Here is a 21,836-nt window from a genome sequence, read left to right as displayed (position 1 = left end):
GCCTCGACAAGCTGCGTGGCATTGTGCCCTCAACGCTCGGGCCGGAGCTGCATGACCACTCCCTGCCGCGTCTTAATGATCTATCCGAAGTTCGTTCCGAACTCGTTTTGGAACTACGTTGAAGCCTGCGAGCTCGTCGGCGCGAAATATCCGGCGGCGCCGCTCGGACTGATCACCGTCGCCGCCATGTTGCCGAAACATTGGGACATCCGCCTCATCAACCGTAACACCGAGACTTTGACGGACGCGGACCTCAACTGGGCCGATCTCGTAATGATCGGCGGCATGCTCAACCAGCAGCCTGATGCCATCTACCTGATCGATCTCGCCCACCTCCACGGCAAGCCGGTATGTGTCGGGGGGCCCGACGCCACCTCCAGCCCGCATCTTTACGCGGACGCGGACTTCCAGGTGCTCGGCGAGGCCGAACACGTCATCGAGCGCTTCATCGCTGCGTGGGAAAGGGGCGAGCGCAGCGGCGTGTTTGTCGCCGAGAAATTCAAGACGGACGTCACGCTAAGCCCGATGCCGCGCTACGATCTGATCAACTTCGATCATTACCTCTTCATCGGCGTGCAATATTCGCGCGGCTGCCCGTTTACCTGCGAGTTCTGCGATATTATAGAGCTGTACGGTCGCGTGCCGCGCACCAAGACCAACGATCAGATCCTCGCTGAGCTGCAAGCGCTCTATGATCACGGTTATCGTGGGCATGTCGATTTCGTCGACGACAATTTCATTGGCAACAAAAAGAACCTGCGCACCCTGCTGCCGCGTCTCAAAGACTGGCTGGAACAGCACGACTATCCGTTTGAGTTCTCGACTGAAGCCTCGATCAACATCGCCGACGACAACGAGCTGTTGCAGGCAATGAAGGATGCGAACTTCTTCGGGATTTTCATCGGCATCGAGAGCCCGGATCCCGAGACGCTCGTGCACATGAAGAAAAAACAGAACACCCGGCGCAACATTGCCGAGTGCATCCACAAGATCTATGGCTACGGCATGTTCGTCACCGCGGGCTTCATCGTTGGATTTGATAACGAGAAAGTCTCGATGGGCCAGGCAATGGTCGACTTCATCGAGGAGGCAAGCATTCCGGTCTGCATGGTTGGATTGCTGTATGCGCTGCCGGGCACCCAGTTGACACGGCGGCTCGCCAAGGAAGGTCGGCTGCACGTCGGCCATGACTTGATGAACGTCGATCAAGCGGGTGACCAATGCACGCTCGGCTGCAACTTCGACACGACGCGTCCGCTTTGTGACATCCTGAGCGACTACAAGGACGTGCTCGCACAAGTCTACAGCCCAACGGCATATGCGGGGCGGCTGTCACGGCTCGCGGCTATGTTCGACCGATCGGACCGGCGCCGCGAGTTGCCGGATGGCGACGTACGCAAGAGACTTGGCGGCATCGACAGCGTACACAAGATCATGCGGGCCGTGCCGGAGGTTCGCGAGCCGTTCTGGAAGACGTTCGTCGAGGTCGCCAAGACCAACCCGGGCGCGCTGCGTTACATCGTGATGTTGATGGCGCTGTATATGCACCTCAGGCCGTTTTCGAACCGCGTGATCGGTGAGATTGACCGCCGCATTGACGAACTGGACGCTATGCCTCCGGTGAGGGCCACAGAGCAGGCGCTACCGCCAGCGACGATGTAGCCACAGCCATTGATCTGGATACTCGCGGATCCACCCCTCAATCACCGATGTGACCGCTTGCATCGTCCCCAGGATGTCGATTTGCCCGGCGGCGTCGCGGACCGGCTTCACTTCTTCAGACAGTTCGGCACGAAAGCGGTTTCCGGGCAGGCGGATGATGCGTACGCCATGAACCGGGCACTCGATCTGCCGTAGCAGCCGAGCCAGCATCGGATTGGCCCTGNGTCTTGCGGCCAAAGAAAGTAACCTCGACGCCGCCTGTCAGATACTGGTCGANCCAGCATCCCGACATGCTGACCATTTTTCAGCGCCTCTGCCAATCTTAGGGGTGCATCACGGCCGGCCGGAATCAGCGTGCCCATCTTTACGGCGCGCATATCCTGTATGATGCGGTCGGCCGATGCGATGTTGGGCCGGCGATAGAGGATCGCGGCGTCCATCCCGTGCGCGACGGCAGCTACCGCGGGAAGTTCCCAGTTGGCGAGATGGCCTGCAAAGATCAGCGCGGGTTTGCCGTCGAGCCGCAGCTGCGTAAACAATTCGTATGAGCGGTTGTCGATTTCGATCCGGCTATCCCCGGGCCGTTCGGGATCGTATTCCCAGATGTGATCAAGATGCGCGAATTCGGCGCCGACACGACCGAGATTATCCCAGACGCCTGCGAGAATGGCCTCGATCTCACTAGGCGATTTCTCCGGAAATGCGGCGGTCAGATTGGCGCGACCGATCTTTTGCTCTCGCATCATGGGCCCGATTGAGCGGGCGATCCGGCCGAACAGGTTGGCAGTCCTGAGCGGATCGAAATAGCGGGCGGTACGCAGTATTCCGATCGTCAACGCACCTATCGCGGCCTGTCCTAGGGGCTTGGTCACGTCGCGGAGTCGGGCCCTGGTGTGCAGCGGCAGACGTTGCATCAGAAACCAATGGCAATCTTGCCTGACATTTGTCGGCTTTCCAGGCGCCTCAGCGCACGTCGTTATACCACCCCATCAAAAACACACCAAACGAGCCGCGCGGCGCCCCCCGGATCGAGCTTTGTTTGGAGCAAATGTCCGTTCTGGGTCATGCGCGACGGAGTCGGGCGACAAGCAAGCCCGGCCATGCCCGCTACGCTGCCGAAAGCGGAAGCAAAATTTCAGAGCATTAGCGGCTCCGCCAGCTCGCAGCCAACGATCTGGCATTCGTCAAACTCGCATCAATCCGAATTTGGCTGCGTGCTAATGCGCCCCCCTAATTCTTTGCCGTCTCTCTCTCCTTCGCCTTGGCCTTGCAGGAAATCAGGAACGTAAACGCCCGCGCATTGCGCGCGATGTCGGCCGTCTTCAATTCGGCCTTGGCGTCGGAGATCTGATACGGCACCACGCTGTTATCGAGAAAGTCGCGCAGAGCGCCGGTCTTGATGGCGAAGTTGATGTTCTCGGGAATGTTGCCAGTAGCCCTCGCGAACCTGAATGCATTCAGCTTGGCCGCGACGACGCCGACCACATCGCCGCTGGATGCCAATAGCGGCCCCCCGCTATTGCCGGGCTGAACGGCCGCGCTGATCTGCAGAAAGCGCGTATCGTTCAAAATGCCGCTGAGCGAACTGACGATCCCCGTCGTCACCGTGAAATCGGACGTCAGCAGTCCGTGAAAGGGATAGCCGATCGCCACCACGCTGTCGCCGGACTGGATCGCCTTGTCGCGGATCCTGGCGACGTCCTTGAACGAGCCCGTCACCTGCAGCAGTGCAAGATCGTTGGTCTCGTCGCTCGACACCAGCCGCAGTTTGGCGGGCGCCTCGCCGGACAAATTGCCCTGAATGTCGCCGACGCACCCCTGCACGACATGCGCGTTGGTGACGAGGTGTCCGTTCGTGCTCACCAGAAATCCGGTGCCGGTCTGGTCGAGCAGCCTGTCGGGCTTGCCCGGCGCAGCATCCGGCGCCGCCGCTGCGGCGACCGGCTTGGCCACGGGCAGGACCGAGAAATCGCCGGCACTGGCCAATCCCGACTGCTTGATCCTGGCGACGCAGTTCACCAGGACCGGCAATAGCTGTCCGGTCTGGTCGAGGTTGAACTGGAAGAGCTGCCCCTGCGTATAGGCCGTCATGGCCTTTGCCCGCCGGAACTGGCTGATCAGCGAGGAGTTGCTCGGCATCGGCATGCGAACCAGCTTGTCGGCGATCGGGACGCCATGAACGTTGAACGGTTGCTAGCCATCGAATGTCAGGGTCAGCGGAAAGGCCTGCCCGGTCGTGAGCCGCCATTCCTCATGCATGAAGCCAAGGCTCCAGCCGCCGGTATGATCGATCATCACCAGAAAAAAGATGCCGCTGGCATATGATGCGCCTGCCGCACAGTGCGAGAACGATCCGGTCTGGTCGTTGGTGTAGGCCCCACCCTTCCAGTTGCCGACGCTGATCGAACCGTAGGGCCCCCGCGCCTGCACATTCGAACCGGCAAAAATCGTAAACAACAAAACTGCAATCGCAGCAGCACGGCATTTCATAAGCATTTTCCCCACATTCCCAGGGTGAGCATATTTATCTTTGCAACTGGAGTCTATTTTGGACCGGCACGGCCGCCGAAAATTCTTCCGCAGTAGGTAGGAAATTAGCTCGCCGTCGATCACACGCGGTGCGGCAGCTGCGGCCTGAAGCTCACTTCGTTAAGTTCTTTGCCGGATAATCTGCCCATCGTCCCGATCGTCGTAAGATCGAGACCGATTCGCGTCCGCCGGTCGCATGGCGGCTCATCGCTTGGCAGGACAACGCATGGACTTGGCACACGGCGGAGGCCACTTCGAGCACGGGGCAGGTTTGCGCCCGCCTGCGGTCGTGCTGATCCCTGCGCTCGCGATGTCGTTTTACATTTGGCTGNATTCTCGTCACGACCATTCCCTATCCGGGCAAGATCGGGCTGGACTACAATANCCCTCGGCACCGACTGGATGGTGTTCTACGGTGCGATCCGCTCGGTGCTCGACGGCAACGCGCCGCTGATCTTCGATGGCGATCGCTTCACTGACTACATCAACACCGCGTTTGCAGGCTGGCTCTCCGCGCCGCTGGAATTCCGGCCATGGGCCTATCCGCCGAGCTTTCTCCTGATCCTGCTGCCGTTCGCGCCGTTGGGTTTCTTCGGATCCTATGTGGCGTTTCAGATCGTGACCGCCGCCGCGCTGGCAATCGCGCTGCGTGCGTCCACTGCAAACAGCCTGCCGTCAGGCGCCCTGCTTGCAGCCGTACTGATTTGTCCGGCGTCAGCCATCAATGCGATCGACGGTCAGGCCGTCTTTCTGGTCGCAGCCCTGATCGTCGGCGGGTTCGGCCTTTTGGAACGGCGGCCTTATCTCGCCGGATTGGTGCTGGGACTGCTGACGTTCAAACCTCAATTCTGCATCCTGGTCCCGATCGCACTCGTCGCGGCCGCGCAATGGCGCGCGCTTTTGGCCTCGGGCCTGTCTGCGCTCGCCATGATGATCGCAAGCGGACTGATTTTCGGATGGGATCTGTGGCTGCGCTGGCTGCCCCTCATTATCGAAAATCTCGCCAGCCCGAACGAGAAGTGGATCGAGTACGGCCGCATGTGGGGCCACAGCGTCTATACCTGCGCGGTTCTGCTCGGCGCGCCACAGCGGCTGGCATCGTGGGTCCAACTGCTCGCGACGTTGGGGGCAGCCATATCCGTCGTCATCGCGTTCCGATCGAGGTTGGGGATACGGGAAAAGATTGCGGTGTTTCTGGCCGCCACCGTCCTCGCCGCGCCGCATTCCGGTCCCTATGACGGGACGCTATTGGTGATCGCGGCAGCGTTCTGGTTGATGGCGCGGGCCGCTCCTCTGCCGCTGTGGTGCTGGACCTTGGCGTTCATGATCTGGCTGCTGCCGATGCTGAGCCCGCCGCTGGTGTTTCCCGTCGCCAGGATCGCCCCGCTTTTCCCCGTGCTGCTGATCGTGCTTCTGCTTCGTCCCGCAGGCCCCGCGGAGAGCGTAAAAGCGTCGGCTCCTGCCGGATAGCTTTGCGCAGCCCTCTCTGGAACGATGGCGTGGAAATGGCCGTCGGCAGCGACCAAACGCCCCGGTGCCGCCCTCTTTCCGGCCGATCATTTTGATGGATCAGGCTTGGCATCTTGCATACGGTAGGGGCCCCGTTGCCCTGTCCATTCCGGGCGAACGCCGGAACCAGCAAGGCAAAAAATCAATCGCGCCGCCGACAGCGGACGCCAATTTGCAAATAACCGGAGGAAAATGCCGTGAAGCCAAGAGTTGTCCGGTCCGCCCTGTTTACACTTCTGGCGGTCATATCCGCCGTGGCCGGCCAGGCGCAGGCCCAATCATGGCCGGAGAAGCCGATCACCTTCGTCGTGCCGTTCGCGGCCGGCGGCGGCACCGACGCCTTTGCCCGCCCGCTTGCCGCCCAGCTCGATGCCCAACTGGGCAAGCGCGTGCTGATCGAGAACCGCGCCGGCGCCGGCGGCACCGTCGGTGCGTCCGCTGCGGCGAAGGCCGCGCCTGATGGCTACACCTTCTTCATGGGCGCGGCGCATCACGCCATTGCCCCCTCGCTCTATCCCAACCTCGATTACAATATCGAGAAGGATTTTATCGCGGTGGCGCTGATTGCGCGGCCGCCGCAGGTGGTCGTCGTCAACCCGGACAAGGTCGCCGCCAAGACGCTGGCCGAGTTCATCGCCTATGCCAAGGCCAATCCCGGCAAGCTGAACTACGGCTCCGCCGGAGCCGGCACCACGCACCATCTCGCGGGTGAGCTGTTCAAGATCCTGACCAAGACCAACATCCAGCATGTCCCCTATCGCGGGGCCGGCCCTGCGATGCAGGATCTCATCGCCGGCCACGTGCCGGTCGTGTTCGACGGGCTCGGTTCGTCGGCAGCCCCGGTCAGGGCCGGACAGTTGCGGGCGTTGGCCGTCGCGGCGCCGAAACGCGTACCGGCATTCCCCGATCTTCCGACCGCCGCGGAAGCGGGTCTGGCCGGCTATGAAGTGTCGACCTGGTACGGCCTGTTCGCGCCGAAGAACACGCCGCCGGCGATCGTTCAGCAGATGGCCGCAGAGTTGCAGAAGGCGATGCAGACATCAGCGATCAAGGAAGCCTGGGAGCGCAACGGCTCCGACGTCCCCGATGTCACGGGTCCTGCGTTCGCGAAGATGGTGTCCGCGGAAGTCGAGCGCTGGCGCAAGGTCGTGACCGAGGCGAACGTGAAGCTGGATTAAGCTGGCAGCTTGGGCGCAGTACCGTTTCACCACGAGTGGCCGCGCCACGCTCGCTGATCAATTGCCGTCGCGCACGCCATAGCGCGTGAAGTCGCCATCGATCCCGGCCTGCATCGTCCTTGCCGCGGAGATATCGGCATCGCCGCCGGTCTTGTCACCGCTCTTTAGCCTGGCGAGCCCGCGCCCATAGAGCGCACTCGCCAGCTTCGGATCGAGCCGCAGCGCGGAACTGAAATCATTTATTGCCGCATCGGCTCGCCCCATCTTCAGGTGGATCAGTCCACGCGAGTCATGGGTGGCGGCGTCGTTCGGCAACGACTGCAGCACCTTGTTGCAGTCCTCGAGCGCTGCCTGCAACGAGCCGAGGATGGCCCGGGTCCAGCAGCGTCCGCTCCACGCGGCTTCCAGATTGGGCTCGAGGCGGATCGCCTCGTCGTAGTCCCGCGCCGCGCGATCGTACTCGTGCTTTTTCAGGTAGACTCCGGCACGGTTGGCGAATGCCCTGCCGTAGTTCGGATTGAGCTTGATCGCCTGATCGAAAGATTTGATAGCGAGGTCGTACTCGGCCTTCTTCAGGTAGGCCGCGCCGCGGTTGTTGAAAGCCTTGGCGGAAGTTGGATCGAGCTTGATCGATTGGTCGAAATCAGGGATCGCCTGGTCAAAGTCTCCGTTTGCGGCATGGGCGTTGCCCCGATTGTTGTAGGCAATAGCAAGGGCCGCCTTGCCTTGACCGGACTCGATGAGCGCCGTGCAACCATTGATCCGCGCTGCGAGCGGCATCCGGCCGGTACCGTTACACAGCTCGATGTTCGCGAGATAGTCATCCTTCTTGGGGCTCTGCGCCGCAGCCAGCGTCCCGAACAGCAGCAAACCAAGAAGGGTTGCGGCGCCGCCGCTCGCACAAAACTTCATACCGGAGCCTTCCGATTCTGCGCTGGGTAATAAGCCGCCGTTGACTTCAACTCCCCACGCCCGGACGTCTCAGGTTGCGAGTGGCGCGATCGGCTCGCCTCCCACAACGGCCCTAGCACCCCCGACAGATGTTCAGGTTCGATTTTGGAAAAGCCCTTCGTTCGGGTTGCTGTGCTGCAGGTGCCGCCGGCTTTCCCGCAGGCTTGCTCTTGCCCTCTTCGATGAGCGTTGAAAATCTGACTGTCCCATCGTCCGAGATTTCGACGCGTGGCGTGGTGCCGCGAACGCCCATGGTCGCGACCGGGGTGTCGACCTTCATATCCCCGGTCTTCGCGATTTTGCCGGCGATGATGGTGAAGGTTCCCTTGGTCAGATTGATCAGGCTGGAATTGGACGTCCCGTTTGGGTCGTAAACGAACTCGTTCAAGACCATGTGCGCGTTGTTCGCCAGATTGAACGAGGTGCCGTCGGTGAAGTTGATACCGACCCGACCGTCGGCGCCGGTCGCAACCGCATCGCCCTGATAGACGAGATCGCCAACTTTTGCCTGACCGGCCTGGCCTGCGGTGCTGGCCTGAACGACCACCGCACCCGCACGTTCAACGGTGACCGAACCTGTGGCGACGACAATTCTTCCAATGGGTTTTGATGCAACATCCTGAACGGCGGGCGTTGCCGAACCGCGTTGCGCTTGAGCCGGACCGGGCGACAGCCCCGCCGCTGCCAGAGCCAAACCTGCCACCAATGCGGTAATCGCATGCGTGTACATGATCGCCCCTCTTGTTGAGAGATCTTCGAACAGCGCCAGCCAGGGCGACATTAAACCCCGGTTCGGGGCAGCGCACCATCCGGCATTTGCTCAAAAGGATTACCTCTTTTGGGCCTGAACCTGATGCACATGGATTGGTCTATTTTGGAACCGGAGGTCTCGGCGGTCGGCCGTTGGCCGGAAGCGCCGGGATATCATGGTGCGCGCAGAGGCGGAACAGGAGGAATGCGCACCAAGGCGAGTGGCAGAGGGGGTCAACCATGCTCACTGGCAACGAACGAAAACCGGCGGCGGCCCTAGTTCCCCGTGTTATCAGCAACATCAAGGCGGCGGCCAGGCGGAACCCGCTCGGGCGTGCGAACGGCACTGCCGCTCAGGCGATGGTTGACGATCCCCAAAGCCGGGCCGATGCCGGCAGGTTCGGCATGCTGTGGCTGACAGCGCTGACCTTCTCGATGACGAACAAGGTCCAGGCCGCCGACCCGGACGTCACATTCCTGGACGACGACCGCATCACATACAAGGACCTCGAGCATGGCGCGTTCGAGCTTGTCACCAAGGAGGCGATCCCGCGGCACTTCCTCGTTGAGGATCCCGGGCAGACCATCGTCCTGCACCGGCAAGGGTCCTCGGTCAACGTGAACGCAGTCATGAACTCTGCTGCGCGAATGGCGGAGTTGCAGGCGGCTCAGCGGGAAGCGCTCGCCACTGCCGAGAAAGGACCGGGGGCAACCGGATCAAGCACGCCTCCCTTCCTCGCCCCCCTGCAGGCGAAACCGATCAATTTCATTCAGATTGAGGAAGCCATCCCGGCGCAAAATTCGCTCACAATGCCCCCGCTGCTCTTCACTCCTCCCCCCGAGGACATTCTCGGAAAGATACCGCCGCTGCCGCCGACACTGAACGCCGCGGCCGGGCCAACCGAAATCGACACCGTGGTCTTCGACGTCTTCACGGCAACCAGCGGCACCTTCGTTGCGAGCAGCTCCAACAGCAACGCCACGCTGACTTTCGGCATCAGCGGAGGAAGCACCGGCAGCACCGTGCTCGATGGGGTGACGTACGATGTATCGAGAGCCGGTCCCTACGGCACGCTCTACGTCAACAGCACGACCGGCGCCTATACGTTCGTTCCGAATAGTGACGCCATCAACGCGCTGACCGCGCCCACGACCACGAACTTCGTCATCACGGTATCCGACGGCACGCTGTCGGCCAGCCAAACCTTCACGATCGCCATCAACGGCGCCAACGATGCGGCCATCATTTCCGGCGCGATATCCGGCGCAGTTATCGAAGCCGGCGGCGTCGCCAATGCCATGCCCGGCTCACCGACCGCGACCGGCATACTCACCGATACCGACGTCGACAATCCGCCCAATACTTTCACGGCGGTTACCTCGCCAAAGGCGAGCGCGGGAGGCTACGGCACTTTCACAATGACGGCGGCCGGCGTGTGGGCCTACACGCTCAACAACGCCAGCAGCGCGGTGCAGGCGCTCAATGCCGGCGACACGCTGACCGACACTTTCACGGTGACGACGATCGACGGCACGCCGCAAGTGGTGACGATCACCATCCACGGCGCCGGCGACGCGGCCATCATTTCCGGCACGACTACCGGTTCAGTGCTCGAAGCCGGCGGCGTCGCCAATGCTACAGCGGGTACCCCGACTGCGACGGGCACGCTTTCCAACACCGACGTCGACAATGCGTCCGACACGTTCACGGCAGTTAGCGCGCCGGCAGCGAGCGATGGCGGCTACGGCACCTTCACGATGACGGCGGCCGGCGTGTGGACCTACACGCTCAGCAACGCCAACAGCGCGGTACAGGCACTCAATGTCGGAAACACGCTGACCGACACTTTCACGATAACCACCATAGACGGCACCGCGCAGGTGGTGACGATCACCATTACCGGCACCAACGATGCGGCCGTCATTTCCGGCACCGCGACCGGCTCGGTGATCGAGGCCGGCGGCGTGGCTAATGCCACACCGGGTATGCCGATTGCGACCGGCACGCTTACCGACACTGACCCCGACAATGCGCCCAACAGCTTCACCGCGATCAGCTCGCAAAAGGCGAGCGCGGGTGGCTACGGCAGCTTCACGATGACCGCAGCCGGCGTGTGGATGTACACCGTCGACAACGCCAACAGCGCGGTGCAGGCGCTTAATGTCGGCGGCACGCTCACCGACACTTTCACGGTAACCACCGTGGACGGCACCGCGCAGGTAGTGACGATCACGATTACCGGCACCAACGACGCCGCCATCATTTCCGGCACCGCGACCGGCTCCGTGATCGAGGCTGGCGCCACGCCCGGCGTGCCGAAAGCGACCGGCACGCTCACCGACACCGACGTCGACAATGTGCCCAACACGTTCACGGCAGTTAGTGCGCCGGCGGCGAGCGACGGCCGCTACGGCACCTTCACGATGACGGCGGCCGGCGTGTGGACCTACACGCTCGACGACACCAACAGCGTGGTGCAGGCGCTCGATGTCGGCGACACGCTGACCGACACCTTCACGGTGACCTCCATAGACGGCACCGCACGAGTGGTGACGATCGCCATCCGCGGCGCCAGCGACGCGGACCCCAACGATTTCGACAATCTGGCCCTCGGGACGGCCGTAAGCTTCGAACCGCCGAACATCGTCCATGGGACTCCTGGACATGACTCCATCGCAGGAGGCGGCGACGAGGGACAAATCATCTATGGGGGCGCCGGTGATGACACCCTCAACGGCACCGGTAAAGCGGACACCATCTACGCAGGCTCCGGCAATGACACGGTCAAGGGCAATGACGGGGGTGACACGATCTACGGCGGCTCGGGAAGCGATACCATCAATGCCAACAATGGAAATGACACCATCATCGGCGGATTTGGAGCGGACTTTCTCACCGGCAGCAATGGAGACGACACCTTCGTTTATCTGTCCGCGGTAGACTCCAACAGGACACAGTTCGACATCATTTCCGATTTCAGATCGGGAGCCGATAAGATCGATTTGACGGCATTGGGTGCGCTTGCGTTCCTGGCGCTGACGTCCACCAGCACGTCCGTGCCGGCGCACACTGTCGCGTGGCGCTATGACAGCGCAAGCAACGAAACAATCGTATACGTCAATCCGACGGATCAAACCTTGAGCATTGGCGATTCCAGCCTGGTGGAAATCCATCTGCAGGGGATCGCGACCGTTCAGCCCTCGGATTTCATCACGCAATCGGCGGCCGCACCTGTCGTGGCAGCCGAGGAACTGATCAGTCCTGAGCTGACCGCTACCGCTACGGTGGAAGAAGAGGCGGCTGTCGCCACCACCGCCGGAATACTGCCCGACTCGCCTCTCAATGACGGCACGCTCGTCGCCAATGGGAACTGGACGCCGCAAACGACCGGCGTGGACGGCAGCTACGAGGCCGCTCGAAATCACAACGATTCAACCGATTATTCCAAGTTTGCCAGTTTCAGCTTCGACCAAATCGCGACACAGCCGACCGAATTAACCGATGACGGGTCAGTTGCGCCGGCAAGCGGAGCAGCAATCGATGCGAAAGCTGTCCACACCACGATGACGACGGAGCAGAACTTCGCGTTGAATCAGCAGTCCATGCTCGACACCGCCCTCTACGGCACGAATGTCGCCGCGATGAACGACGATATAGCCACGTCGCAACAGATCGACGATGGCCGCCCCCTACACTCGCGCACTGAGGCGCCGTCGCATTCCGCAACGCACGCCAACATTGCGTGGAACAACGAAAATCAGGGACAAGGCCACGGTACCAAGCCGCCAGTGACCAATGACGTCGCGATTGATGACGATCCTAACGGCCATGCAAGCCATGCGAACTCAAACAGTCACCATTCGGCTTCAGACGAACCGAACAAGCACGGAACGGCGTCCAAGCATGAAGCCGCTGAGTTCGAACCAACGACAACCGCTGCTACTCCTGCCCCAGCGGCAGCCCATATGCATGGGCTTGGAGGCTCATTCCACTTCAAGGAAAAGATGTCTGCCGCCGGAGCTCCTGCCGTCGTCGAGGACACGGAGGTGGGCCACATCGCAGTGTCGATCGGTCATCCCGCAGGAGCGGCGGACCCCAACGATCTACCGGCGGCTTCGGAGATGGCCCAACCAATTGAACTGTCCCCGCCAACGGACCACACAAATTTCGGCCACGCCTGGGGCCACATGGGGCACGCCGCTGCCCATGCGGCGCACGAACTGATCGTGTGAGGGGCAGCGCTGATTACAGCGCTGCCACCTCGGGCATGCCGAGCAGCCCAAAAGGATTACTCCTTTTGGGCCTAAAGCTGGCGCACATGGATTGGTCTACTTTGGAACAGGAGGTCTCGGCGCCGGGCGCGCCGGGATACGTGCGCGTGAAGCCTGAACAAGAAGAAATGCACACCAAGCGAGTGGCTGAGGGGATCAACCAATGCTCACTGGCAACGAACGCAAGCCGGCGGCTCTGGTTTCTCGCGTCATCGGGAACCTCAAGGCGACGGCCGGCCGCGGCCCGCTCGGGCGTGCGAACGGAACTGCCGCTCAGGTGGTGGTTGACGATCAAAAAAGCCGGGCCGATGCCGGCAGGTTCGGCATGCTGTGGCTCACGGCCCTGACCTTCTCGGTGACGACGAAGGTCCAGGCCGCCGACCCGAATGTCACATTCCTCGACGACGACAGCATCACATACCGGCACCTCGAGCACGGCGCGTTCGAGCTCATCACCAAGGAGGCGATCCCGCGGCACTTGCTCGTCGAGGATCCCGGCCAGACCATCACTCTTCGTTCGCAGGGGTCCTCGGTCAGCGTCACCCAGAGCACCAACTCGGCTGCGCGAATGACCGAATTGCAGGCGGCCCAACAGGATGCGCTCGCCACCTACGAGCGGGGACTAGGGGGGTCGACGGGATCGAGCACGCCTCCCTCGCTCGAGCACCTCCCCGTGCAACCGATCAATTTCATCGAGACTGATGGAGCTCCCCCAGAGCGGGATTTGCCCGCTTTGCCCGCGGTGATCCGCGCCTCGGACACGGAGATGATTGTCGGCAAAATACCGCCGCCACCGCCCACGCCGCCGACGCTGAATGCGGTGACCGGGCCGACCGAAATCGACACCTCCATCTTTGACCTCTTCACCGCAACAAGCGGCACTTTCGTAGCCAGCAGCCCCAACAGCGCGACACTGACCTTCGGCATCAACGGAGGAACCGCCGGCAGCACCGTGATCGATGGCGTAACCTACAATGTGTCAAAGGCTGGTCCCTACGGCACGCTTTACGTCGATAGCACAACCGGCGACTACACGTTCGTTCCGGACAATGACGCGATCAATGCGCTGACTGCGCCGACCACCACGGATTTCACGATCACCGTATCCGACGGCACGCTCTCGGCCCGTCAACCATTTACGATCGCCATCGATGGCGTCAACGACCATGCCATCATCTCCGGCGCCACCAATGGCACGGCGATCGAGGCCGGCGTCGTCGCCAACACCACGCTCGGCGCGCTGAGCGCCAGCGGTGCGCGGAGCGCCAGCGGGACGCTCACCAGCGCCGACGTCGATGACGCGCCCAATACTTTCACGGCGGTTGACACTCCGGCCACGAGCGCAGGCGGTTTCGGCACCTTCACGATGACGACGGACGGCGTCTGGACCTACACGGTAGATGATTCCAACAGCGCGGTGCAGGCGCTCAATATCGGTGACACTCTGACCGACTCCTTCACGGTAACCACCATCGACGGCACCGCACAGGTGGTGACACTCATCATCAAGGGCAGCAACGACGCAGCCGTCATATCCGGCGCTACAACCGGCTTCGTGACCGAGGACGGCGGCACCAAGTGCCACCCGCCGACGGCGACCGGCACGCTCACCGCTACCGACGTCGACAACGCGCCCGGTTTTACGGCGGTCAAATGCCCGACGGCCAGCGATGGCGGCTATGGCGCTTTCACCATAACGACCGACGGCGTGTGGACCTACACGCTCGACGACAGCAACTGCAAAGTACAGGCCCTCAATGTCGGAGACGAGCTGACCGACACGTTCAACGTGACCTCACTGGACGGCACCGTGCAGCTCGTGACGGTGACCATCAACGGCACCAACGACGCCGCCATCATTTGCGGAACCAAGCACGGCTCGGTCATCGAGGCCGGCGGCGTGGCCAATTCGATATCTTGTAAGCCAACCGCAACAGGCACGCTCACCGATACTGACGTCGACAACGCACCCAACACCTTTACGGCGATCGATACGCCAAAGGCAAGCGATGGCGGCTATGGCACATTCACCATGACGACGGATGGCGTCTGGACCTACACGCTCGACAACACCAACTGCAAAGTGCAGGCACTCAACGACTGCGACACGCTGACCGACTGCTTTACGGTGACCACCATCGACGGGACCCCGCAGGTGGTGAAGATCACCATCAACGGCGCCAACGACGCTGCCGTCATTTGCGGCGCTACGACCGGCTCGGTAACCGAAGCCGGCGCTTGCATCGACGGTACGCCGATCGCGAAAGGCACGCTCACCGACACCGACGTCGACAACACGCCCAACACCTTCACCGCCGTGTGCTCGCCAAAGGCGAGCGATGGCGGCTACGGCTGCTTCACGATGACGGCGGACGGCGTCTGGACCTACAAGCTCGACAACGCCAATTGCGAAGTGCAGGCGCTCAACGACTGCGACACGCTGACCGACACCTTTAAGGTGACCACCATCGACGGCACCGCACAGGTGGTGACAATCACCATCAACGGCGCCAACGACACGTTCCACTTCAAGGACAAGATGTCCGACGTCAGCGCGGCGAATGTCATCGACCCTGCAGAGGACAGCCCGGCACCGATCAGCTCGCCCGAAAACGCTGCGGAAACCAGCGGGCCGCCGACGATTTCAGCAGCAGCGCAAACGGTCGAGTTGTCTGCACAATGGTCCGAAAGTTTCGTTTGGAACCAGCCGGGTAACGCCGCCGTCGCCCATGCACCGCACGATCTGATCATGTGATGGAGCTGCGCCGGTTTCGGCGCAACCATTCCGCATCGAAAGGCGTCTTACTTCGCTTCGCTCGCCTTGATCCCCGAGCTTTCAATGAGCTTCGCCACGCGCGGCAAGTCGTCGGCGAACAGGCGCGCATGCGCCTCGGGCGTCAACTCGTTGGCCGGGAATGGCAGGGTCCCGAGCTGCTTGAGCTTCTCCACAAGGTCCGGCTCCGACAGTGCGGCACGGAGCGCCGAATTCAGCGCATTGATGGTCTCCTTCGGCGTACCCTTTGCCACGTAGAGCCCATGCCACATCGAGTAACTGACCTCGGGCATACCGAGCTCGGCGGTAGTCGGCACGTCCTTCAACTGTTCGAGCCGTTGCGGCGACGTGATGGCGATGCCATGCAGCGTTCCGGCCTGAATCTGCGGCAAGGCATTGGTTACCTGATCCCACAGCAGATCGATCTGCCCCGCCAGCAGATCGGCGATTGCCGGCGCGGATCCGCGATAGGCCACGACCGTCGGCTTGAAGCCGAGCACGTTACCCATCATCACGGCGCAGAGGTGACTGTTGGTCCCGAGGCCGCCATGCGCGAAGTTCGCCTTGTCGCGTTGCGCCTTGATCCAGGCCACATGGTCCTTCGGGCCTTCGCCGGGGATCGACTTCCGGCCGATCAAAACCATCGGCGCGTTGTTGACGAGGCCGACCGCCTCGAACGCGGTCTTGGTATCGTATCGCAAATTGGTGAACAGGCTGGGCGCAGCGAGCAGCGCGACGTGATTGATCAGGATCGTGGAGCCGTCGGGCGCCGATCGGGCCACGCGATCGTTCGCCAGCGTGCTGCCGCCGCCGACCACGTTCTCGACGATGACGGTCTGGCCGAGCGTCTTCGACATCCGCTCGCCAATCAGGCGGGCGACCGTATCCGTGCCGCCGCCGGCCGCAAACGGCACCACCAGCGTCACCGTCTTCGCGGTCGATTGGGCGTGAGCCTGCGGCGTGAGCGCGGCAATCAAGAGGCCAAGGCCAATAAGCGCGCTGTTACCAAATCGGTTGATCACAATCATATCCTCCCAAGTCTTGTTTATTGTTATGGTTCTTGTTTGTTGTTATGGCGCATTCTTTGCGATGCGCGCTGATTGGCGAAGCCTGGCGCTGGCAAGCAGCGCGACCCCGCATAACCCGGGATCATGCTGATTGCATTTCTACAAATCAACTGCAAAGCGAGTGTAATTCGCGCAGGCGAAGCGACATTTGGTCCTTCGCGGCGCCGTCGATCCAGCATCGCGACACCGGGCAGATCGCCGTGATAACATGTCCCGGAAGCGCAGATAGCATCGGGACGAACCTGAAATGAGCCAGCCTGCATATGTCGCGGTCGATTGGGGCACGAGCAGTTTTCGGCTCTGGCTCGTCGATCGAACCGGCAACGTCCTCGCGGAACGGCGCAGCCAGGAGGGCATGACGGCGGCGGGCAGACTGGGCTTTCCGGCGGTGCTGCAATCGCATCTGGACGCCGTTCGCGCCGCAGACGGGCTGCCCGTTATCATCTGCGGCATGGCCGGCGCCCGGCAGGGATGGGTCGAGGCCGGATATGTCGATACGCCGGCACCGCTCGCATCGATCCTGAAGCAGGCCGTCGCGGTGCCTGGACAGCATCGCGACATCCGCATCCTGCCGGGAATCGCGCAACGCGATCCCAAGGCGCCCGATGTCATGCGGGGCGAGGAAACACAATTGCTCGGTGCCCTCGGCATGGACGCTGCGGGGGATGCGCTCGTCTGCATGCCGGGCACCCATTCGAAGTGGGTCAGCGCCAAGAGAGGGACCGTCGAACGCTTCGCCACGTTCATGACGGGAGAGCTGTTCGACGTCATATCGCGCGAAACGATTCTGACCCACGCGGTGGCCGGCGCCGACGACGCGACAGATGCCGAAGCCTTCAAGTCCGCAGTCATCAGCGCATTCGAGACGCCTGCGAACGCCGCCAATCTGCTGTTCCAGGTGCGATCGGGCCAGCTCCTCCACGGCGGCACGCCATCCTCGGCCCGCGAGAAAATATCGGGCACCCTGATCGGTCTCGAATTGGCGGGCGGGCTCGCCGGACAGGTGCCGAGGAACGGAATCACGCTGGTGGCGTCAGGCAGGCTCCAGATGCTCTACCAGTTGGCGTTTGACACGGTCGCCGTTCCCGTCAGAACAATCGGCGCCGAGGATGCGGTCCGTCGCGGCCTTTCGATGGCCGCGCAATCGATTTGGAATGTCTAGAGGATCACACGAATGCGCGTTGTCCCCTTCCCCCCGATGAAGCGTCCGCTGGTCGCGATCCTGCGTGGCGTGAAGCCCGACGAAGTGGGCGATATCGTCAATGCGCTGATCGACAGCGGCATGACGGCAATCGAGATCCCGCTCAACTCGCCGGACCCGTTCCGCTCGATCGAGATCGCCGTCAAGAAAGCCCCTGCCGGAATCCTGGTTGGCGCAGGCACCGTGTTGGCGCTGGACGACGTCGCGCGGCTTCACGACGCGGGCGGCCGGCTTCTGGTGAGCCCCAATGTCGATCCCGAAATCATTGCTGGCGCCCGGGCGCGCGGGATGGTCACGATGCCCGGCGTCTTCAGCCCGACCGAGGCGCTGCTCGCCGCCAAGGCCGGCGCCTCGAGCCTGAAATTCTTTCCCGCGAGCGTGCTCGGCGCCGCCGGCATTACCGCCATCCGCGCCGTGCTTCCCCCGGACCTGATGATTGCCGCCGTCGGCGGCGTCTCCGACAAGAATTTTGCGGACTACGTCAGGGCCGGCATCATGGCGTTCGGCCTCGGCAGCAGCCTCTACAAGCCCGGCATGACGGCGGCGGAAGTAGCCGACCGCGCCAGGGCGACGATCGAGGCGTATGACGCGGCGATTCAACAGCGGTAGAGGAGCAGCCCGCCGTCGCACGCTCTCGTCGCGGGCATGCCGCGCCTAGTCGCCGCGGCTCCCACCAAAAATATCGAAAACAACCCCATGCAAAGTAGCCGGCGGCCGCCGCAACCGGCGGCCTGGACCGAAAATTTGACACGTCGGGCAAATCAGCGGCACAATTTGATCATCCCAGAATTCGCTAAACGACTGCGTGCGCGCGACATCGATGCGATCATGTTCCGCGTGGCTAGACCGTTGAGGACACGCCGCCGTCGCTTGCGCGAGAGTGCAGAAACCGCGAAAATCCCGGTTGTTTCAGAACTTGTCAGGGAAATCCCACAGATGCTGTTTGATGACGTTATTCTCGGTCGCCGGAGTATCCGCGGTTACAAACCCGATCCGGTACCCAAGGCGCTGATTGCGGAAATCATTGGTCTGGCGATGCGCGCCCCATCGTCGATGAACACCCAGCCCTGGAATTTCTACGTCATATCAGGCGAACCGCTGGATCGGATCCGCGCCGGCAACACCGAGCGGATGGTGGCGGGCATACCGCAATCGCGCGAATTCCGTACCGGGCAGCCCTTCGCAGGCAAGCACCGCGACAGGCAGGTCGGCGTCGCCAAGCAATTATTCTCCGCCATGGGAATCGAGCGCGACAACAAGGAGAAGCGCCAGGACTGGGTACTGCGCGGCTTCCGTCAATTCGACGCGCCCGTCTGCGTGATCATCACCTATGACCGCGTGCTTGATGGCAGCGACGATACGCCCTTCGATTGCGGCGCCGTGGCGACCGCGCTCGTCAATGCCGCCTGGTCCCGCGGGCTGGGCGCCGTCATCAACAGCCAGGGCATCATGCAATCCCCCGTGGTACGCGAGCACGCAGGGATCGCCGACGATCAGGTCATCATGAAAAGCATCGCGCTGGGTTGGCCGGATGAAACCTTTCCGGCGAATGCGGTGGTGTCGGAGCGGAAGTCCGTCGAGGAAGCCACGGTGTTCGTCGGGTTCGAGAAGTAGGCGCGCGGACGAAACGGCTGGAGATGCAGCAGTGATCCGCGCGATGGCCCGACGTGCACTGGTGCTGGCGGCCGCTGTTGCCGCGGCGTTGACGCCTGTCACGTGCCTTGGCCAAAGCACAAAACCGTTGCCGGCCAAGGCAACACAGGAGCTGCCGCCCGAGCTGCTCGCGCTGCTCGAACAGAAGAAGATGCCGAAATATTCGCCGATCGTTATCCGTCTTTTCAAGGAAGAGGCGGAGCTCGAAGTCTGGAAACAGGACACGAGCGGCCGCTTCCAGATCCTCAAGACCTATCCGATCTGCCGGTGGTCGGGCGATCTCGGGCCGAAATTGTACGAGGGCGACCGGCAGGCTCCCGAAGGGTATTATACGATTACGCCCGAGTTGATGAATCCCAACTCCAACTTCTATCTCTCGATCAACCTCGGCTACCCCAACAGTTTTGACAAGGCGAACAAGCGCAACGGCAGCTTCCTGATGATCCACGGCGACTGCTGGTCGAGCGGTTGCTATGCCATGACCGACGAACAGATCAGCGAGATCTATTCTCTGGCGCGCGACTCACTCAGCGGCCGGCCGTCGTTCCAGGTGCAGGCCTACCCGTTCCGCCTGACGCCTTCGAATCTGGCGCGGCATCGAAATAGTCCCAACCTCTCCTTCTGGAAAATGCTCAAGGTCGGCAACGACCATTTCGAGACGACGCAACGCGAACCCAAAGTGGATGTGTGCAACCGCCGCTATGTATTCGATGCGCAACCTCCCCCGAATTCGCCGTCGCCGCTCGTGTTCAACGCTACCGAAAAATGTCCCCCCTTGGTCGTCAATCCGGAAATCGCGCGGCGGGCGCAGGAGAAGCGGCGCGCCGACGACCTCGAATACGCGCGATTGCTTGAAGACAATGCGCCGGCCGCCCCGATCTACAGCGGCCTGGACGGCGGAATGAACAAGGCGTTCCTCGCCCAGTTTCCGGGCCGAGTGACGCTTGCGAAAGTAATGCCGTATGCGTCGTATCTGCCGCAACTGCCGCCGGTCCCCTGGATCGACAAGGACGGCTCGTTGACGAGCAAATGGTTTGGCACCCCGTTCTCCAAAACGGTTGTGTGTGATGCGGCCCGTGCGAGTTTCCCGTCGGGACGGTGCTAGACTAAATACTTGTCCTACGTCAGCTGGGATCATCAGCACATCACGACGGTCACCGTAACCACTTCGGAGCTATTGCCTTGCCGGCCGAGGAGGATGCTGCGAAAGCTGCCGCAGGAAATCGTTGGTGTCCTTGGTCAAGCCATTGCTCTGGGTCTGCAGACCCTGAATGCTGGCCTGTGACGGAGCAGATGGAGTTGATCTGGTCGCAAAGGGACGCGGAATCAAAAAAGTGATGGAAATCCCCACCACCACCAGCACGATGATTGCGGCACTCACTGCAAAGACATTTGGCACGCGAGGCTCGTTCGCCGCAACTCGTGGCGAACTCCCTTCGGCCAGTGGTTGCAAGGCTTCGACGAACGGGTCGGCAGGGATTGGCGCCTCCAGCCTGCTGCTCTGCACGTAACCAGCGACCGCCAGCAGCACGAGATTTGCAACGCCGGTGACTAGGCCGACCTCGTTCATCACTTCCATGAATTGGGCGGGCCGGAGATTGTTTGCGATCGCATGCGCGGCGACCGCGAGCGGAGCGACCAGCATGGTCGCGATCACGAACGATCCGCCGATCCAGCCTCGCCAACCGATGTCACGAAACCGGTACGCCACCAACGCGGCAAGCATAATGATAATAAGCGTATCGACCGCGCCCATTCCGTTGACGCCTGCCATTGCGGCGCCGGACAACACCAAATGCGCGATCACCAATGGGATGGCCCATGTCCAGAACAGGCGTCGGTCAACTCTCTCAGGCAACTTTATCATCTGCCCCGGTCCAAGACTATTTGGCCACAATGTCCCCAATGCAACCTGTACGGGACCCGATATGGTGGGTCAACAAGCCGGGTGAGGTCAGATCCGGTAGCCGGCTTTCGCGCATGCGGAGGACGGGTTCGGTAGACAGCCGAGTTGGCGGATGTTTGCGGGATATCTCATTCTCGCCGCCGCCGTCCCGACGCGTCAGCTTCATGCACTACGATTTGGGATACTTCGACATGGAGCAGAAACCCTGCAACCCGCTCGGCACGAGGTTGTCACCCATGTCTTAGGTACGACCCGTTACCTATGTCTCCGGGCTGGACACTGCACAGATGGCGGAGAGAGTGGGATTCGAACCCACGGTACGGTTTCCCGCACACACGCTTTCCAAGCGTGCGCCTTAAGCCACTCGGCCATCTCTCCGGAGGCC

At 62.0% G+C, this 21,836-nt stretch carries 16 protein-coding genes, 1 tRNA gene and 1 pseudogene; 9 read left to right on the top strand and 9 right to left on the bottom strand.

Annotated features, from left to right (window positions below):
• The first annotated feature begins 51 nt into the window (after window positions 1–51).
• On the top strand, window positions 52–1,662 hold the full coding sequence (locus CQ14_RS24355) for a B12-binding domain-containing radical SAM protein (RefSeq protein WP_057860374.1): 1,611 nt from the start codon (window positions 52–54) through the stop codon (window positions 1,660–1,662).
• Here the strand turns inward: CQ14_RS24355 and CQ14_RS46675 are convergent.
• From CQ14_RS46675 to CQ14_RS46670, 4 genes and pseudogenes are all read right to left on the bottom strand, one after another.
• Window positions 1,642–1,885 (bottom strand): annotated as a pseudogene (locus tag CQ14_RS46675) (LpxL/LpxP family acyltransferase); the annotation flags it as partial. The gene CQ14_RS24355 and the pseudogene CQ14_RS46675 sit on opposite strands and share 21 nt — an antisense overlap.
• Before the next feature lie 54 nt (window positions 1,886–1,939).
• Window positions 1,940–2,576, bottom strand: a 637-nt coding sequence (locus CQ14_RS24350; protein WP_245320477.1) for an LpxL/LpxP family acyltransferase, incomplete at its 3' end; no start/stop codon positions are given.
• Between the two features lie 316 nt (window positions 2,577–2,892).
• Window positions 2,893–3,807 carry a S1C family serine protease gene (locus CQ14_RS24345; protein WP_245320476.1) on the bottom strand — a complete coding sequence of 305 codons (915 nt, stop codon included), beginning with the start codon at window positions 3,805–3,807 and terminating at the stop codon, window positions 2,893–2,895.
• 48 nt (window positions 3,808–3,855) lie between these two features.
• Complete coding sequence (locus CQ14_RS46670) at window positions 3,856–4,152, bottom strand: hypothetical protein (RefSeq protein ID WP_245320475.1); 297 nt, start codon at window positions 4,150–4,152, stop codon at window positions 3,856–3,858.
• Between the two features lie 441 nt (window positions 4,153–4,593).
• On the opposite strand from CQ14_RS46670, the gene CQ14_RS24340 reads away from it, so the two are divergent.
• Complete coding sequence (locus CQ14_RS24340; RefSeq protein ID WP_156435361.1) at window positions 4,594–5,661, top strand: glycosyltransferase family 87 protein; 1,068 nt, start codon at window positions 4,594–4,596, stop codon at window positions 5,659–5,661.
• 236 nt (window positions 5,662–5,897) lie between these two features.
• Window positions 5,898–6,878, top strand: coding sequence for a Bug family tripartite tricarboxylate transporter substrate binding protein (locus CQ14_RS24335; protein ID WP_057860373.1), 981 nt, complete (start codon window positions 5,898–5,900; stop codon window positions 6,876–6,878).
• Between the two features lie 57 nt (window positions 6,879–6,935).
• Here the strand turns inward: CQ14_RS24335 and CQ14_RS24330 are convergent, their stop codons facing one another.
• Together CQ14_RS24330 and CQ14_RS24325 are read right to left on the bottom strand one after the other, a co-directional pair.
• Window positions 6,936–7,790, bottom strand: coding sequence for a tetratricopeptide repeat protein (locus CQ14_RS24330; protein ID WP_057860372.1), 855 nt, complete (start codon window positions 7,788–7,790; stop codon window positions 6,936–6,938).
• A gap of 112 nt (window positions 7,791–7,902) precedes the next feature.
• On the bottom strand, window positions 7,903–8,559 hold the full coding sequence (locus CQ14_RS24325) for a FecR family protein (protein ID WP_057860533.1): 657 nt from the start codon (window positions 8,557–8,559) through the stop codon (window positions 7,903–7,905).
• Between the two features lie 380 nt (window positions 8,560–8,939).
• On the opposite strand from CQ14_RS24325, the gene CQ14_RS24320 reads away from it, so the two are divergent.
• Window positions 8,940–12,812, top strand: coding sequence for a VCBS domain-containing protein (locus CQ14_RS24320; RefSeq protein ID WP_430650212.1), 3,873 nt, complete (start codon window positions 8,940–8,942; stop codon window positions 12,810–12,812).
• A 202-nt stretch (window positions 12,813–13,014) separates the two neighbouring features.
• A complete protein-coding gene (locus CQ14_RS24315; RefSeq protein ID WP_057860370.1) occupies window positions 13,015–15,606 on the top strand; it encodes a VCBS domain-containing protein in 2,592 nt (863 codons plus the stop codon).
• Between the two features lie 47 nt (window positions 15,607–15,653).
• On the opposite strand, the gene CQ14_RS24310 is transcribed toward CQ14_RS24315, so the two are convergent.
• A complete protein-coding gene (locus CQ14_RS24310) occupies window positions 15,654–16,646 on the bottom strand; it encodes a Bug family tripartite tricarboxylate transporter substrate binding protein (RefSeq protein WP_199805603.1) in 993 nt (330 codons plus the stop codon).
• 292 nt (window positions 16,647–16,938) lie between these two features.
• Between CQ14_RS24310 and CQ14_RS24305 the strand changes: the two genes are divergently transcribed.
• The 4 genes from CQ14_RS24305 to CQ14_RS24290 all read left to right on the top strand — a co-directional run bounded on the left by CQ14_RS24305 (window position 16,939) and on the right by CQ14_RS24290 (window position 20,650).
• Window positions 16,939–17,853, top strand: a complete 915-nt coding sequence (locus CQ14_RS24305; protein WP_057860368.1) for a 2-dehydro-3-deoxygalactonokinase — start codon at window positions 16,939–16,941, stop codon at window positions 17,851–17,853.
• A 12-nt stretch (window positions 17,854–17,865) separates the two neighbouring features.
• Complete coding sequence (locus CQ14_RS24300) at window positions 17,866–18,501, top strand: 2-dehydro-3-deoxy-6-phosphogalactonate aldolase (RefSeq protein WP_057860367.1); 636 nt, start codon at window positions 17,866–17,868, stop codon at window positions 18,499–18,501.
• A gap of 327 nt (window positions 18,502–18,828) precedes the next feature.
• Window positions 18,829–19,506, top strand: coding sequence for a nitroreductase (locus CQ14_RS24295; RefSeq protein ID WP_057860366.1), 678 nt, complete (start codon window positions 18,829–18,831; stop codon window positions 19,504–19,506).
• A 43-nt stretch (window positions 19,507–19,549) separates the two neighbouring features.
• On the top strand, window positions 19,550–20,650 hold the full coding sequence (locus tag CQ14_RS24290) for a L,D-transpeptidase family protein (protein ID WP_057860532.1): 1,101 nt from the start codon (window positions 19,550–19,552) through the stop codon (window positions 20,648–20,650).
• Window positions 20,651–20,719: 69 nt separating this feature from the next.
• On the opposite strand, the gene CQ14_RS24285 is transcribed toward CQ14_RS24290, so the two are convergent.
• Both CQ14_RS24285 and CQ14_RS24280 read right to left on the bottom strand, forming a co-directional pair.
• Window positions 20,720–21,412 carry a DUF805 domain-containing protein gene (locus CQ14_RS24285; protein WP_156435359.1) on the bottom strand — a complete coding sequence of 231 codons (693 nt, stop codon included), beginning with the start codon at window positions 21,410–21,412 and terminating at the stop codon, window positions 20,720–20,722.
• 327 nt (window positions 21,413–21,739) lie between these two features.
• Window positions 21,740–21,829, bottom strand: a tRNA-Ser gene (locus tag CQ14_RS24280).
• Window positions 21,830–21,836: the final 7 nt, after the last annotated feature.

The organism is Bradyrhizobium lablabi, assembly GCF_001440475.1.
In the GTDB taxonomy this organism is placed as follows: domain Bacteria; phylum Pseudomonadota; class Alphaproteobacteria; order Rhizobiales; family Xanthobacteraceae; genus Bradyrhizobium; species Bradyrhizobium lablabi.
This window is presented reverse-complemented; position numbering and strand designations above follow the sequence as displayed.

Excerpts from the sequence above, each read along its gene's own strand:
- CQ14_RS24355 (WP_057860374.1), top strand. The coding sequence starts at position 52 with ATGACCACTCCCTGCCGCGTCTTAATGATCTATCCGAAGTTCGTTCCG.
- CQ14_RS24345 (WP_245320476.1), bottom strand. The coding sequence starts at position 3,807 with ATGCCGATGCCGAGCAACTCCTCGCTGATCAGCCAGTTCCGGCGGGCA.
- CQ14_RS46670 (WP_245320475.1), bottom strand. The coding sequence starts at position 4,152 with ATGAAATGCCGTGCTGCTGCGATTGCAGTTTTGTTGTTTACGATTTTT.
- CQ14_RS24340 (WP_156435361.1), top strand. The coding sequence starts at position 4,594 with ATGGTGTTCTACGGTGCGATCCGCTCGGTGCTCGACGGCAACGCGCCG.
- CQ14_RS24330 (WP_057860372.1), bottom strand. The coding sequence starts at position 7,790 with ATGAAGTTTTGTGCGAGCGGCGGCGCCGCAACCCTTCTTGGTTTGCTG.
- CQ14_RS24325 (WP_057860533.1), bottom strand. The coding sequence starts at position 8,559 with ATGTACACGCATGCGATTACCGCATTGGTGGCAGGTTTGGCTCTGGCA.
- CQ14_RS24320 (WP_430650212.1), top strand. The coding sequence starts at position 8,940 with ATGGTTGACGATCCCCAAAGCCGGGCCGATGCCGGCAGGTTCGGCATG.
- CQ14_RS24315 (WP_057860370.1), top strand. The coding sequence starts at position 13,015 with ATGCTCACTGGCAACGAACGCAAGCCGGCGGCTCTGGTTTCTCGCGTC.
- CQ14_RS24305 (WP_057860368.1), top strand. The coding sequence starts at position 16,939 with ATGAGCCAGCCTGCATATGTCGCGGTCGATTGGGGCACGAGCAGTTTT.
- CQ14_RS24300 (WP_057860367.1), top strand. The coding sequence starts at position 17,866 with ATGCGCGTTGTCCCCTTCCCCCCGATGAAGCGTCCGCTGGTCGCGATC.
- CQ14_RS24295 (WP_057860366.1), top strand. The coding sequence starts at position 18,829 with ATGCTGTTTGATGACGTTATTCTCGGTCGCCGGAGTATCCGCGGTTAC.
- CQ14_RS24290 (WP_057860532.1), top strand. The coding sequence starts at position 19,550 with ATGGCCCGACGTGCACTGGTGCTGGCGGCCGCTGTTGCCGCGGCGTTG.
- CQ14_RS24285 (WP_156435359.1), bottom strand. The coding sequence starts at position 21,412 with ATGATAAAGTTGCCTGAGAGAGTTGACCGACGCCTGTTCTGGACATGG.